13 protein-coding genes are annotated in these 14425 nt (G+C 47.5%); 1 reads left to right on the forward strand and 12 read right to left on the reverse strand.

Annotated features, from left to right (window positions below):
• Positions 1 to 9 precede the first annotated feature (9 nt).
• From NSB28_RS11260 to NSB28_RS11305, 10 genes are all read right to left on the reverse strand, one after another.
• Positions 10 to 273, reverse strand: a complete 264-nt coding sequence (locus NSB28_RS11260; protein WP_109627366.1) for a thioredoxin family protein — start codon at positions 271 to 273, stop codon at positions 10 to 12.
• A gap of 45 nt (positions 274 to 318) precedes the next feature.
• Positions 319 to 786, reverse strand: coding sequence for a rhodanese-like domain-containing protein (locus NSB28_RS11265; RefSeq protein WP_257497736.1), 468 nt, complete (start codon positions 784 to 786; stop codon positions 319 to 321).
• Between the two features lie 88 nt (positions 787 to 874).
• Positions 875 to 1825: a tRNA dihydrouridine synthase gene (locus NSB28_RS11270; protein ID WP_109627369.1), complete on the reverse strand. Its 951-nt coding sequence runs from the start codon at positions 1823 to 1825 to the stop codon at positions 875 to 877.
• 121 nt (positions 1826 to 1946) lie between these two features.
• Positions 1947 to 2480: a CarD family transcriptional regulator gene (locus tag NSB28_RS11275; protein WP_109627627.1), complete on the reverse strand. Its 534-nt coding sequence runs from the start codon at positions 2478 to 2480 to the stop codon at positions 1947 to 1949.
• Between the two features lie 55 nt (positions 2481 to 2535).
• Positions 2536 to 2754: a protein pyrBI gene (locus NSB28_RS11280; protein ID WP_187374210.1), complete on the reverse strand. Its 219-nt coding sequence runs from the start codon at positions 2752 to 2754 to the stop codon at positions 2536 to 2538.
• A gap of 217 nt (positions 2755 to 2971) precedes the next feature.
• Positions 2972 to 3631 carry a YkgJ family cysteine cluster protein gene (locus NSB28_RS11285; RefSeq protein ID WP_109627371.1) on the reverse strand — a complete coding sequence of 220 codons (660 nt, stop codon included), beginning with the start codon at positions 3629 to 3631 and terminating at the stop codon, positions 2972 to 2974.
• Positions 3632 to 3692: 61 nt separating this feature from the next.
• Positions 3693 to 4349: an HD domain-containing protein gene (locus NSB28_RS11290; RefSeq protein WP_109627373.1), complete on the reverse strand. Its 657-nt coding sequence runs from the start codon at positions 4347 to 4349 to the stop codon at positions 3693 to 3695.
• Between the two features lie 72 nt (positions 4350 to 4421).
• The gene (locus NSB28_RS11295; RefSeq protein WP_109627375.1) at positions 4422 to 4670 is read right to left on the reverse strand and encodes a hypothetical protein; all 249 of its coding nucleotides are present in this window, start codon (positions 4668 to 4670) and stop codon (positions 4422 to 4424) included.
• Positions 4671 to 4854: 184 nt separating this feature from the next.
• Positions 4855 to 5631 carry an SDR family NAD(P)-dependent oxidoreductase gene (locus NSB28_RS11300; protein WP_109627377.1) on the reverse strand — a complete coding sequence of 259 codons (777 nt, stop codon included), beginning with the start codon at positions 5629 to 5631 and terminating at the stop codon, positions 4855 to 4857.
• Positions 5632 to 5656: 25 nt separating this feature from the next.
• Positions 5657 to 8470 (reverse strand): FAD-dependent oxidoreductase, encoded by a 2814-nt coding sequence (locus NSB28_RS11305; protein ID WP_109627379.1) that lies wholly within the window; start codon positions 8468 to 8470, stop codon positions 5657 to 5659.
• Between the two features lie 272 nt (positions 8471 to 8742).
• On the opposite strand from NSB28_RS11305, the gene NSB28_RS11310 reads away from it, so the two are divergent.
• Positions 8743 to 10284: a PucR family transcriptional regulator gene (locus NSB28_RS11310; protein WP_109747150.1), complete on the forward strand. Its 1542-nt coding sequence runs from the start codon at positions 8743 to 8745 to the stop codon at positions 10282 to 10284.
• A gap of 8 nt (positions 10285 to 10292) precedes the next feature.
• On the opposite strand, the gene NSB28_RS11315 is transcribed toward NSB28_RS11310, so the two are convergent.
• A complete protein-coding gene (locus tag NSB28_RS11315) occupies positions 10293 to 11465 on the reverse strand; it encodes an SAM-dependent methyltransferase (RefSeq protein ID WP_109627381.1) in 1173 nt (390 codons plus the stop codon).
• Positions 11466 to 11616: 151 nt separating this feature from the next.
• Positions 11617 to 14199 carry a glycoside hydrolase family 3 protein gene (locus NSB28_RS11320; RefSeq protein ID WP_109627383.1) on the reverse strand — a complete coding sequence of 861 codons (2583 nt, stop codon included), beginning with the start codon at positions 14197 to 14199 and terminating at the stop codon, positions 11617 to 11619.
• Positions 14200 to 14425 lie beyond the last annotated feature (226 nt).

Raw genomic sequence — 14425 nt, forward strand, 5'->3', positions numbered from 1 at the left:
TTTTTTTCTTTAATCTTCCAGCGCCTGCTCATATACCCGGCGCACCTTTTCTCTTGTAGGAACTCCTTCGTGGACCTTCACGCCGTCTACGAAATAAGTGGGCACATAATAATAATCCAGGGACTCTGCAAGATCTTTTTCCTTCTCTTCGTCTGCAATACGGACCTCTACTTTTTCATATTCGGGATTTTCCTCCTTCAGGTCCTCCATCAGCCTCAACGCCTTTCTGCAGTGAGGGCAGTCTGATAAAATCATCATTAATACTTGTTTCATTTGTATTTCCCCTTTCTATCCAGATATCTTTATCCTGTTATTTAACTAATTCGATGCTTCTCCTGTCTCTGTCTCATATGTCCAGTCTACTATACCGCCAAAATCGTATACATTCTTATAGCCCATCTTTATAAGCTTATCAGAAGCCTGCCTGCTTCTCACTCCTGTCCTGCAGTGTATAAGAAGGACAGCATCCTTATCAGGCAGGGCTGATGGCTGTTCATCACCAATCTCTTCATTGGGGACTAAAACTGCTCCCGGTATATGCCCGTCTGTATACTCCTGGGCTGTCCTCACGTCCACCACTGTCACGCCACCCTCATCCATCATTTTCTTCGCTTCTTCGGCTGTGATTTTGTGGTAGGCCTCATCAGCTTCCTGCATCTGCCCGGCAGCTGATACGGGCTCAGTGCCTGTCTCACTCTCCCCTTTTCCGGCGGCAGAACATGCACCCAAAACCATCATGCAGCCCAGTATTCCCGCCAATACGATCCCTGTCAGTTTTTTCCTCATAGTACCTCCCAGAGCATTTTCAAATACGCTCTAACCCTTTGCAGATTAATCTGTAACTTTTATAGATACATTTCATACTGTAACTATATCAGATACATTTGCTTTTGTCAATATCTTTTTCTGCAAACAATTCAGTTACCGCAAGCTCATAAGCTGTAAGCCTGTCTGCTTTCTTTATTTTCTTCCAGCACTTCTCAGCATCTGAAAAACTTACCAGCATATATGTCCACAGCTCCTTCATTTTGAACAGGACTGGTTTCTCACCTGGCAGTATCTCTCTGTAGCCTTCATAGATCTCATCATGGAAAGCCTTCAGGATCTTTTTGTCTGTCTGAGCTCCCTGCCTGATATTATGTACAAGATTTGGATTTCTAAGCAGCCCCCGCCCCATCATGACTGCATTTGTCCTTGTAAATCCTGATACTGCCGCCTCATAATCCTGCCTGGTGAACACGTCTCCATTGTAGCAGAGAATATTTTCGGACGACTCTTCAGCCTTCCTGTAGCTTTCCAGGACCGGCTTATTTTTATAATAATCAGTCTGGACCCTGGGATGAATGATCAGCTCAGACAGCGGAAATTTATTAAATATCTCCAGAAGCCTGTTAAATTCCTCAGGCTCATACATTCCCAGCCTTGTCTTTACAGATATTTTCAAACCGGAGCTTTCAAATATACTGTTTAAAAATCTCTCAAGACGGTCGGGATATTCCAGGAAGCCGGCTCCTTTTCCCTTTGAGACAACTGTTCTGGAGGGACATCCCAGATTCAGATTTACTTCACTGTACCCCAGCTCCTTCAGTTTTTCTGCTGCGTTTATAAAATCCTCTGCCTTATTTGTCAAAATCTGCGGAACAATCTCCATTCCCTTGTTATGTTCCGGCAGAACATCATTCAACTCCTTAGTATTCATGCATCTGTTCTGGTTTGGCATGATGAAGGGCGTAAAATATTTATCGATCCCGCCAAAATACCTGGCATGCGCATTCCTGTATATATAACCTGTAATTCCTTCCATTGGTGCAAAATAAAAAAGCATCTGCGTCTCCTTCGATTGATTTCTGTCATTTAAAGAGCTTTTTTTAAACACGCTCCAGGTTATTATAACCATACCGCAGAGTATTTGTAAATAGAATAAGGGCAGAATAAATCTGCCCTTATTACATTTCAGCCATCTGGCTTTTGTCTGCGCACTCAGCCAGCATCCTCTCAGCGACCCTGCGCTCTGCCTCTTCCTGTGTCTCTCCAAATACCACTGAAAGTTCTGTAAACAGATTCTCTTCAGCCATCTTCAGATATCTCTCATCTGAGGCGGGCAGGCGTTTTCCCTCCCGTATCCTCTTCTGACGTTTCAGATAAAGTGTCTTGATGATTTTTACCCAATCACGGGAGTCACCGCTTCTGGCACATTCCTTATATTTCTCTTCACGGAGCTTGATATTAGGGACGACTACCTCCTCTATCTCCGGTATATCTTCCAGCAGGCTTAATGCCTCTTCCCGGACCAGCACGCTTCTCATAGCAGCCTTGGGATTATCTACAGGAGTAAATATCCTGCCTCCCATCTGCCCCAGAGGGCAGAGCAGATAATACAGCCTGTCCTTTGGCACTCCCTCCATGTCCATTACAGTGATATCCTCTATCCTGCACACACCGGTGCTTCCATAAACTACATAGTCACCTTTTCCAAACATCCGCATTTCATCCTTTCTGCAGTCCCAGAAAGGCCATCTGTACCTGCAGCAACTGTCAGTCCAGATACCCCTCTGTTTTATATGCATTATACTGTTTCCTGATTTTTACAACTATAGAGCCATCATCCTGCAGCTTATTTTCCTCGATCACATATCTGACTCCCTGCCTGTCGAGTTTACTGCAGTACATCTCAAATTCTTTCCCGGGATCCGCGTCATGTGCAGTATCAAATTTCATTGTCTGCAGCAAACAGGCGCTAATAATTCTTCTCATCGCATTTCCTGCCTTTCTATAACCATTATTTTTATAACTGTATCTTATCATTTTAAAATATAAATTGTCAGTGTTTTTTTGATTATAAATGCAATTTCGTCATAATTATCAATATAGACAGGCTTATATTTTGTGCAAAATGTAAAGAAAGGACCGCCTCGATTGAGGCGGTCCCGCAGACTGCAGACAAACAATAATTATCGTTTCCGCTGCGCTGTCACATTGAAAGCAGTTTTTCCGCATGAGAAAGTCTTTCATAGAACTGGCTGTAAAAGTCTTTATCAGGCGCATAATCCTTTATATAGAAATTCTCCAGCACATACATGCTGCATTCCCGGCTGAAGCGCATATCCTGCTCCCCGGCAGCTTTTAACTTTATACTCTTAAGGAAATAGTGCCATTTTGAAGTGAACTCTTCATTCTGCCTCAGGTCAGGTATTCCCAGCCATTTCTTTACCTTGACCTTTGTCTTATCTTCTTTCGGACATTCCCTGCTCTGCAGATAATACCGGAAGGATCCACCCTCATAATACCTGCCCAGGGGGAAGAGCCTGCAAAGGCCCGGCCTGAAGGAGTGGATCGTGCAGCGCCCCTCCGGGCTTAAAAAAGTACATGCCTCCCGCTCCCCAGCCATCTTCAGGTTCGGCAGTATGATGCCATCCTTTACATTCAGTTCTATCCTCTCCTGCATCAGCTCTTCAAATGAAATGCCCAGATTCGTTTTCAGGAAGTGGATATCCAGGGGATCCAGCACGATTGATTCGCCCATCCCGCTGCAGCAGCTTGAGCACCCTTTGCAGCCGCCACAGTCTGCCTTTACCATATCATTTGAGCCATATAGCTTTTTTAAATCTTCTGCCGGTATTTCTCGTTCCATTTTATTTCCTCTCTTTTCAGCCTGCTGCTTATTAGTGCTGAAGACTTCAGCCTGTTGCCGTTCACTCCGGTAAACGGTAACTTCTGCTGTCCTTCAGCTGCCGTTCCATGTGTTCAAAGAACGTAAGCTGGAAGTTAATTTTCTCCCTCCACATCAGTGTTGCCGTCTCCGTGGCTAATTCTTCATCTCTGTAGCAGGACAATTTATCACTTAATTGTACTACATATTTTTCTTTCTCGTCCAGTGTCATTTCCATAAAACCATTGTTACTTAGATTTTCGAACAGGCGGTACACATCATAGCGGTCTATATTGTCTGCATCGCAGACTGTTTCTGTAAATGCAGTCGGCTCACCGGCAAAATCCGTCTTTCCATCTACATGCGCAGCAATGCCGTACATGATCTGTTCTGCTGTATGTTCCGACAGATGGAGTGATTCTAAAAAAGGCCTTGCTATTCTGGCCGCTTCTCTTCCATGCTCTTTCCAGTCCTCCACTGCAGTGATACCCCTGCAATAACTGACATCATGGAGCAGACAGGCTATTGCCATGGCTTCTGTATTCATCCCCTCCTGCCTCGCTATTGCAGCCCCAATGTTCGCCACCCTGATGCTGTGTTCCAGCCTGTACGCCTTTTCTCCGGGGTGTTCACGAAAATAACTGCTGTCATTAAACTTATGGTGCAAAAATTCCTCCGCCCTTTTGATGATTCCTTCCATTTACCCATCCTCCATTTTCCCGCACAAAATCCTGGTCAACATTTATGGTATTGACCAGGATTTTATTTTGTATTATTTCAGATTCATCATGCTCATGGCATTCTGTGCACTCTTCATCTTCGCTTCATTCCGAAGCATCTCGGTTTCTACATTGGGAACCCCTTTATCATCTAAGATCACCTGATCTTTTTTGAGTCCCCTGACTTTTTTCTTGCCTGCCACCTGCCTGTTATAATCGATCTTGGACCAGACTGCACAGATTATGAGTATTATAACAGGACTAAACAAAAATATCAGAAGCCAGATTATTGCGCTGTTCATAAGCACTCCTTTCTGTACATTTATGTTCTGACTGATTGTGAAAGAACAGGAATGTACACCCTATTAATTTCAGGCACCTTCAAGTATATATTGTTTTAGTCTGATTATTCTCATAAATATTATACCAAAAATATACGGTCAGTTCAAGGTATATTTAGAAACCATCTGCAGCTTTTTATGCTTTTTATACGATGGCTCCTCCCCCGTCTACCACAATAAACTGTCCCTGTACATAGCTGGATGCATCACTGGAGAGGTAGAGTACTGTACCGTTTAACTCTCCCTTCTTTCCCGGACGCCCTGCCGGATTCATGGCTGAATATCCCTGAAGGAACTGCTCTGATTTGAAAAGCGTCCCGGCGGTCATCTCCGTCTCAAAAAGAGCGGGGCCTACAGCATTTACAGTGATCCCGTATCTTGCGTAGGAGCAGGCCATTCCCTTCGTAAGTCCAAGGACTGCAGACTTTGATGCATTATAAGAATGCCGGATAAACATATCATTTTTGTCAGCTATAACTGCATTTACGGAAGCGATATTTACAATTTTTCCGTAGCCGCGCTCTTTCATCTGGGGCACTATATATTTTGACATAAAGAAGATGCCTTTTACATTTGTATTGAAGGATCTGTCCCAGTCCTCCTCCGACATGGAATCAACGCCGCCGCGGACAGCTACTCCCGCATTATTGAGCAGAATGTCAATGTGTCCGAATTCCTTAAGGACTTCTTCGACGGCTCCTTTTACGCTCCCTTCCTCTGTCACGTCACATGCAAGTGCGACAGCCCTGCGCCCCGTCTTTTCTATCTCTTCTTTTACCTGGTTCAGCTTATCCACCCGCCTTGCCAGAAGAGCCACATCTGCGCCCGACTGTGCATAGGCCAGCGCCGCGTCTGCCCCAAGTCCTGAGCTAGCTCCTGTAACTACTGCTGTTTTTCCTGTAAGATCAAATAATCCTGTCATATTTCATACCATCCTTTCCTGCGGCCTATATGCGGCCGGTCTCCATAAATGCTGTCCTGTCATAGCGTCCTGTAAGCAGATAAGGGATCACTGTATCGGCATCCAGATTCTGCGCCAGATTCAGTTTATGCACCAGCAGGCTGTTCTTAGAATATGCTCCGCCTATAATAGTATTTATAGGAAGTTCTGCCCACGGGTCATCTATACTGGATTTCAAATTCAGCGAGACACATCCCGGCTCCCAGGATTCGTAATTATATTCGCACTGGTTCATAAGAAGCGCTCCGTTTCTGAAATGGGATATACCGTTCTCATCCGGCTCCCTGTCAAAGTGATAGTAGAATCCGCCCCCAAATGTCTTCTTCCCGGCTCCTGGAGCCTGATAGAGCATGTGTGTCAGGGGGCTGTTGTATTCGCCCAGCTCCATTGCGGCCTCTACCAGCTGGGTCCCTCTTCTTGTCACTCCCGCTGTCACCGTATTTCCGTTTCGGCGGATCACGAATTCAGCGCCCATTTTTTTAGGGATGCTGCCGTTGTCACGGCCGCACTGCACTGCCATCTCCGCGCCCGGGCCTCCCAGCACAAGTCCCAGAGGATACAGACCGAGATTCTTCCCGTATGTGGCATATACTCCCAGGATCGCTTCATAATAATCATCAGCGAATGTGGGGTTCTTTATACGGCAGACAGATAATGTGACTACCGGCATGGAAAACGGCACAAGAGGCGGCGGAAGCAGCCTGGCTATGGCTGCCGGGTCGGTCAGATAGGCCATGTAAAGCCCTTCCTGCCCATCCATCAGGGACACTTTTCCAAATTGGGAAATCTCTTCCTGAGATACTTTAAAGCTTGGAACCTTCGCTTTTTCTGCAAACAGCTCACGCCCCGCCTCATATCCAGTGCGTACTGCCGGTGCGATATTGCCGTCTTTTACAGCGCTTCCCACGATCCTGACCTCCACACCCCGGCTCTTTAACTCCTCAGCCAGGGAGCAGTCCGGCCGGAAGCCCAGAGATAAGACTACTGCATCTGCAGGTACCTTTTTCTCTTTATGGTCCTCTGCACTTTCTGCCGTCACACCGTCTTCCCCGATTTCTTTTAGTGTATGGCCCAGGAGATATCTGGCCCCGTATTTCTGAAGACGGCCGCATACATCCATCACATTTGTATGGTTTGCTGCCGGTGCGGGCTTATCCAGCATATCTACAATTGTAACGCTGCACCCCTTTGCGCAGAGATACTCAGCTGTCTCCAGACCTGTCAGCCCTGCTCCGATAACTGTCACCTTTTTTCCGTCCAGCCTGGCCTCATCCTTTAAAACTTCCTCCACTGTATATACATTCGGCCCATGGATACCCGGTATTTTTCCGGGCACAACAGACACAGAGCCTGTAGCTGCGATGACTGCATCAGGACGGCACTCCATAACCATGTCTGCATCTGCTTGCGTATTCAGTCTGACCTCTACTCCAAGGCGCTTAAATTCCTCCTCATAATAGTCGGCAACCCACTGCATCCGCTCCTTCAGTGGCGGTTTCTTTGCAAGATTGACTGTCCCGCCAAGTGTATCCTGCCTGTCTATAAGTGTTACCTTCACGCCCCGCAAGGCAAGTGTCCTGGCTGCACTCATGCCGGCAGGGCCGCCTCCTATTACAACTGCTCTGCGGCTGTCTGTGACATGCGGCAGTCCACTGTACTTCCTCTCTTTTGCAAGCCTGGGGTTCACGGCACATTCCGGCGGCATTCCTGCTGCATTATATTCATTCAGGCTCTCAAAGCAGCGCAGGCAGGAAATACATTTTCTCAGTTCACTCTCCCTGCCCTCCCGGACTTTGCGCCCCCACTCTTCATCTGCCAGCCAGGCACGTCCCATGGATACAAAATCTTCAATGCCATCCTCCAGGAATTTTTCAGCTTCCTCAGGCTCCCTGATAGCCGACACACCTATCACAGGTATTTTTACCCTGCTCTTTACTGCAGCAATGAGGTCACGCCTCCATCCCTGTCCAAATGAGATGGGCTCCACACATGTCATACCAGTCTCATACAGCCCGCAGCTCACATCCAGGAAATCAATGCCTGTTTTCTCCAGGGCTGCTGCGATCTTCACACCGTCCTGAATGTGTATGTAATCTTCTGTGACACCTGTCTGATCCAGGAATTCCTCCACACTTAAACGTACACCCACCGGGAATTCCTCCCCGCAGGCCGCTCTGATCTTTTCAATAATTTCTGTGACGATCCTCAGCCTGTTCTCAAAACTGCCTCCGTATTCGTCCTCCCTCTTATTTGTATACGGTGACAGAAACTGCTGAAGCAGATAACCATGCGCAGCGTGCAGTTCTACTCCGTCGCATCCTGCTTTCCTGGCTCTGACGGCACCTTCTGCAAACTGACTGGTCAGCTCTTTCACTTCTTCGGTTGTCAGAGCCCTTGTATTCTGCTGCAGATATTTGCAGGGTATGGCAGAAGGCGCCACCACCGGCTGTCCTCCAAGCAGCGCCGACACAGTCTCACGTCCCGGGTGATGCAGCTGTATAAATATCTTGCTGCCGTGCTTATGTATGGCATCCGCCAGCCGTGAAAGGGGTTCGATATGTCTGTCCTTTGTCACGGACAGCTGGCGCAGCAGGCCCGCTCCGTGGACATCGTTGACCCTGGTGATTTCAGGAATGATGAGCCCTGCCCCGCCTATTGCCCTGGCCTCATAGTAAGCTATCATATCCTCTGACGGCGTTCCGTCCAGATTTGCCAGCCCGATCCCCATTGGTGACATTACAAGACGGTTTTTAATTGTTACATTTCCGATCTTTCCCTGTGAAAACATTTTTTCGTACATACTGCTGCCTCCTTGTATTGTACCCGCGCCTGTATTAATCTGTGCAGGGCGGATAAAATGAATTTCCTTTCCGTTCTTTTCTACCCCTAACTTTATACAAATTTGCATTTCTTTTCAACGTGTACCGTGAATGATAAATATTTGACAATTTGTGCACCGTGCACTATACTCTACTTAAGACAATGTAAAACAGCCGGTTTGGCAAGTCCGCAGACAGGAGCCCCATATATTCCTGACAGGGATGCGCCTGCATGCAGAAGGGGGAATATGCCATGAATTTTATATATCTGACTGAAAAAATATCCAATAAATGCGAAATACACATTCTGCGGGCCTCAGACAGCTGGGAGATCCAGGATGTGGCTCTCATAGACAACTGCCAGTTCCGCTACAACACCAGCACGCTTTACTTTGGTTACAGTGACCAAATAAATCCCGGCCAGCCCCTGCCTCCCCAGTGCATACTTGGCTGCAGCAGCCTGTCTTCTGAAACATCCTGTTATGGCCCTCTCGCGGCTCTCCCATTCCGGAATGCCGCCCTTATTGAAAGCTCCTCCCTCTTTTCTATTTTCAACCAGGCCAGGACGTATATAGAATCAAACAGAAGCCGGGGGCTCTACGAAGAACTGAAAGCGCTGGCTGATGAGACACACTCCCTTGAATCAGTGCTGAATGCTGCCGCTATCAGGCTTGGCAATTCTCTTGTCTTTAACGATATGACCTTTAAGATCATAGCCAATTCTTCCTCTATCCCTGTCATTGATCCTCTGTGGAAGGAAAATATACGCCAGGGATACTGCAGCTATGATTTCATCAGCGCTGTGAAAGAACTGGAGCCTCTGAAAAATGCTGCCATGACTCTGGATGCCGTGGAGGTCACCTGCCCGGAATCCCCCTACCGCAAGCTCAGCTGTAAGGTCTTCCACGGAGGAATGCAGATCGGTTTCGTGCTCATGATAGAGGGGGAGACTGCGTTCATACCTTCACACAGGGAAATGCTGAGTACAGTCAGCCAGGCTCTCAGTTATACTGTGGGCCACTATGTTCCTGATCTCTACCAGGGCCCCAGCCCCTACCAGCAGCTGCTCTACGATATGCTTATCGGCGCCCCTTCCGGGGATATCCTTCCCCGTCTGGACAAGATGGCTTTTCCTGAACACATGTATGTACTTTTTGTGCGGCCCACCCAATATATGGGAAGACGCCACCTCAAGGAATATACAGCCAGAAACCTCAAGTCACTGCTTCCGGGCACCCATGTCACTTACCATAAAAACGGGATCGTAGCCGTTGTCCCCGCAGAGAAGGACTCAGATGCGCAGAAACATGTATATACCCTGCTCGGCCAGTACTCATCCAAAGAGCATGTACGTCTGGGGATTAGCAATACATTCTCTAATATGGAGAACTTTGTATCCCACTATGAACAGGCTTATGCCGCCCTTGAACTGGGACAGAGATTTTCTCCTGACCAGGAGGTCTGCAGATATGTGGATTATCAGGTCTTCGACCTCTTTTCCGCAGTCTCTTCCCCTGATTCCCTCGGGCGTTTCTGCCACCCGGCCCTGGCCCGGCTCCGGCAGTATGACCATAAAAATAACACACAGCTCTATGAGACACTGTGTGTATATTTAGACTGCGGCGGAAGCATCAAGCTCTCTTCAGAGCAGCTCTACATCCACCGCAACTCACTTGTGTACCGGCTGGACAGAATTTCTGAAGTCTGCGGACTTGATCTGGAGGATGTGCATACCTGCTTTCTGCTGCGCCTCTCGTATTTGATCGATCATTACAACGGCCTGCGTGGATTTTAAGCTGCTATTTAGTACCATCTCACCATTGGCAGGCTGTTGTTGACGCCTTTGGTGGCCAGGATCTGGTGCAGGTCAATGATTCCGTTGTGGAAGGTTGCAGCACATGCCGACAGGTAAAGCTCCCACATTCTCACGAATTTTTCATCAAACATCTGCTCTACCTCCCCGATGTGCTCCTGAAAATTCTTTTCCCAGCACAGCAGGGTCTTGTTGTAGTGAAGGCGCAGATTTTCCACATCCAGCACATGAAAATTATCCTCAGCCAATCCGTAGATCATCTCCCTCAGCGAAGGGACCACCCCGCCCGGAAAGATATATTTTTTGATCCATGCATCCCCGGGATGCTCTTTAAGGGCGCTGATAAAATGCAGCAGGAATACGCCGCCCTCCTTTAATACCCCATTCACGCAGTCGATAAAGAGTCTGTAATTTTCCCTGCCGACGTGTTCCGCCATACCCACACTGACTACCCTGTCAAATGACAGGCCTGAATCCGGCAGGTCCCTGTAATCCATCAGCTTTACATCCAGATAATCCTCTAACCCTTCCTCCCTGATCCGCCTTTTAAATTCCTTCTCCTGCTCCTGGCTCAATGTGATCCCGGTGCCCTTTATCTTGTATTTCCTGGCAGCCTCGATCAGCAGGAAGCCCCATCCACAGCCGATATCCAGCAGTGACATTCCTTCCCTCAGGTAAAGCTTTTCCAGAATATAATCTGCTTTATTTACCTGGGCCTCATAGAGAGTATCATTCTCATTTTTAAAGTAGGCGCACGAGTAACTCATGGTTTCATCCAGCCAGAGCCTGTAGAAATCATTCCCTATGTCATAATGGCTGCTTACTTCTTTTTTCTGGTTTTTCTTAGAGGTGGAGGTGTGGATCAGCTTTTTAAGTACCTTCTCATCTGTGGAGAATTTCCCCATCTGGCCCAGAAAATGGTCCAGTGCTTCGTAGAGATTCCCTTCAACCTCCAGTTTTCCGTCCATGCAGGCCTCACCCAGAGCCAGGGATGTGCTGGTCAGAAGCTTTGAAACAGGTATAGCCTCCTTAAATACAACTGTAAACGCCGGGCTGCCCTCACCCACAGGAAACTCGTGGTCCCTGAACTTTATCACAAAAGGATGATCTGTAAATCTGCTCAAAAAATGTACCATTGTTTTTTCTTCTATCGACTCTAACATACAATTTCCCCCTGTCCTGCCGCCCCGAAAGGGCGTACATATACTTTAATTGATTAGAGTATTGACCCAAATAAATAATTTTATTCAGTGAACAAAACAAAGGGGCGCTGCCAGTGCAGCCCCCCTGTATATCTGTCGTATATTTTTTCAATTATCTTGCTTTCATATATGTATCAAGGCCTTCAAACTGATCCAGGTAGCTGACAGCCCCCTCATACTGGTTTGACTGAAGGGCCAGGTTCACTGTGTTGCAGATACATTTCTTCAGCCATCTGATGTCCAGTGTGCCGTCCTTTAATTCCGCCCTGATATTGTCATGATCCTCAGGCACGCCCGGCATTACCATATCATTTCCTGCCCTCATGCAGCCTGCTGCAGTACAGATCCCTCTTGTGGAATCAGTTGTGGTGGTCCAGTCTGTCATGATGGCTCCTGCAAATCCCCACTCATCACGTGCTGCCTTTGTACAGATATCATAAGAATTGGCTGCATGGACCCCGTTGATCATATTATAGGATGTCATCATGGACATTGGCTGGGCATTTTTCACTGCTATCTCAAAGCCCTTCAGATATATCTCCCTGAGAGTGCGCTCTGAAAGAACAGAGTCTGAACCCATCCTGTTGTCTTCCTGGTTGTTGCACGCAAAATGCTTGATCGTGGTCCCGCAGCCTGGCACCTTCTGCACTCCCAGTGTCATGGCTGAAGCCATGATGCCTGCAAGCAGCGGATCTTCTGAATAATATTCAAAATTCCTGCCGCAGAGAGGATTCCTGTGGATGTTCATTCCAGGCGCCAGCCACAATGTCACATTGAACAGCTCCATCTCGTGGCCTATCATTTCGCCTATCTCATTTACCAGCTCCGTATCCCATGTCTGAGCCAGAAGCGTTCCCACAGGGATGGCTGTACAGAACTGATAATAAGTAGTTCCTTCCTTTTCTGATTCAGGAGCAAAGAAACCGCCCTCGAAGGACTTGAGGAAATCCTCCTGTTTGATCTTGCCGTCCACCACCTGGTAAGTCTTATTCAGCCTGAGTCCTGCCGGCCCGTCAGCCAAAACCATACTTGCCACATTCCACGGTTCCAGAGCTGCCGCACCGGATGTCTCTGCTGCCGCTCCCGGAACTGTAAGTCCTGCGCTGCCGAGTGCATTTCCCTGGCCTTTTCCGGGATCACCTGTTGCAAGCTGAATCAGCTGCTCCTCGGAAAGTGTATTTACTATTTCACCTGCCCTGCCTGAAAACTCATCCGGTATGCTTGAATACTCTACAGTCTCTGTCAGGATATCCTCAGCCTTTATGGCTATATTCTGTACCTTAAGGCTCTCAGCCTCCTTCAGCCATTTTTCTTCCTTCGCCCTCATCTTTGCTTCATCAGGCACAAGTTCCTTTAACTCTTCCTTCAGCTCACAGATATGGCTGCACTGGACCATTACTGCATCCTCATCCAGTGTAAGCGTACCTGCCAGCCTGGCATCATTTAATGAATTTCCTGTCCAGATTCCATATGTTCCAGCCTCCAGGATCCAGGCTGATCTCTCCTCACTATATGAAGCCAGCTGATACAGAGGAAATGTTATCTTCATATCCTGTGTCTCCTGCGGCTTCAGAAGGCGTGTCTTCCCAAATCCTGCCAGACGGCGGTACTCCTTTGGAAGCCTGCCCTGAGGACAGGATACATAGACCTGCACCACTTCCCTGCCGGAATACTGGCTGCCGTTATTTTTTACAGCTGCCCTGGCTGTCACTTCCGGTTTTTCCGTCCCCATTCCGTCTACTGTTATGCTGCCCGGGCAGATATCAAATTCTGTATAGGACAGACCGTAACCAAAGCAATAGCGCACCGGTATGTCAAACGTATCAAAATAGCGGTATCCCACATAGATGCCCTCTTCATATTTTTCAGTGTCAGTATTGCCGTTCTTGTAGCTGAAGGTGCATGAATTAGGATAATCTCCATATGTCATTGCCCAGGAATCTGTCATTTTTCCGGAAGGAGTCACTTCACCTGTTATCACATCAGCAAATGCACTTCCGCCTTCCTGACCTGCCTGCATAAACTGCAGGATGGACCTGATATTTGTAAACTCTTCTGTAAATGCAAGGTCTACAAGACCACCTGTGTTGATCACAAGCACGATATTTTCATAAGCCTCTGACACCTGTGAGAGCAGCGCCTTTTCTTCCTCTGTGATATAATAGTCACCCGCCTCATCATGCCTGTCTTTATTTTCTCCCGCTATACGGCTGAGCACAAATACTGCAGTGTCCGCATCATCTGCCCTGGCTGCCTCCATATCAAGAGGACTGCCGCAGGGCATGGTAAATGGTATGGAAGAGTATGCCCTGAAGAAATTCCCGTCATATTCTTCTACTCTCTTCATGATGGCCTCCTTCCATTCAAGCCTCGCCTGGTCATACAGGGCGGCATAGGAATCCAGCCATTTCTCACTCGTTATAATAAAACCTGCCTGCTTCATTCCCTGGCAGATACTTACGCAGTCCCTCTCGTTCACATCACCTGAGCCTGTCCCGCCCTTGATCGTCTTCACTGCTCCTGCACCATAGAGCGCGATCTTGCTGTTTTTCTCCACAGGAAGGAAATGCCCTTCATTTTTTAAGAGCACAAACCCTTCTGCTGCCGCCCTGCGTGCAAGCTTTCTGTTTGCCAGCTCTCTTGATGTCACCCCATCAGATGTAGTTCCTGTAAATGTCCTCGTCTTTAACTGCATTGTATATCCTCCTCATTATCATATATAACCTTGCGATACATGCCTTCATAAATCCAAGCTGTAAAACAGCTGCGGCAGCATGACTGTTATCATCTATTATGCATGATCCAGGGCTGGTTTTCTAGACTCCATTTTATCCTTTTATAGGTTGATATTGATATTTTTATATGATTCTGATAGAATATTTGTAATTAAAATTTGTCATAATTGATATAGTTCGTATCAG

It is taken from the genome of Murimonas intestini (assembly GCF_024622195.1).
GTDB classification, from domain to species: domain Bacteria; phylum Bacillota; class Clostridia; order Lachnospirales; family Lachnospiraceae; genus Murimonas; species Murimonas intestini.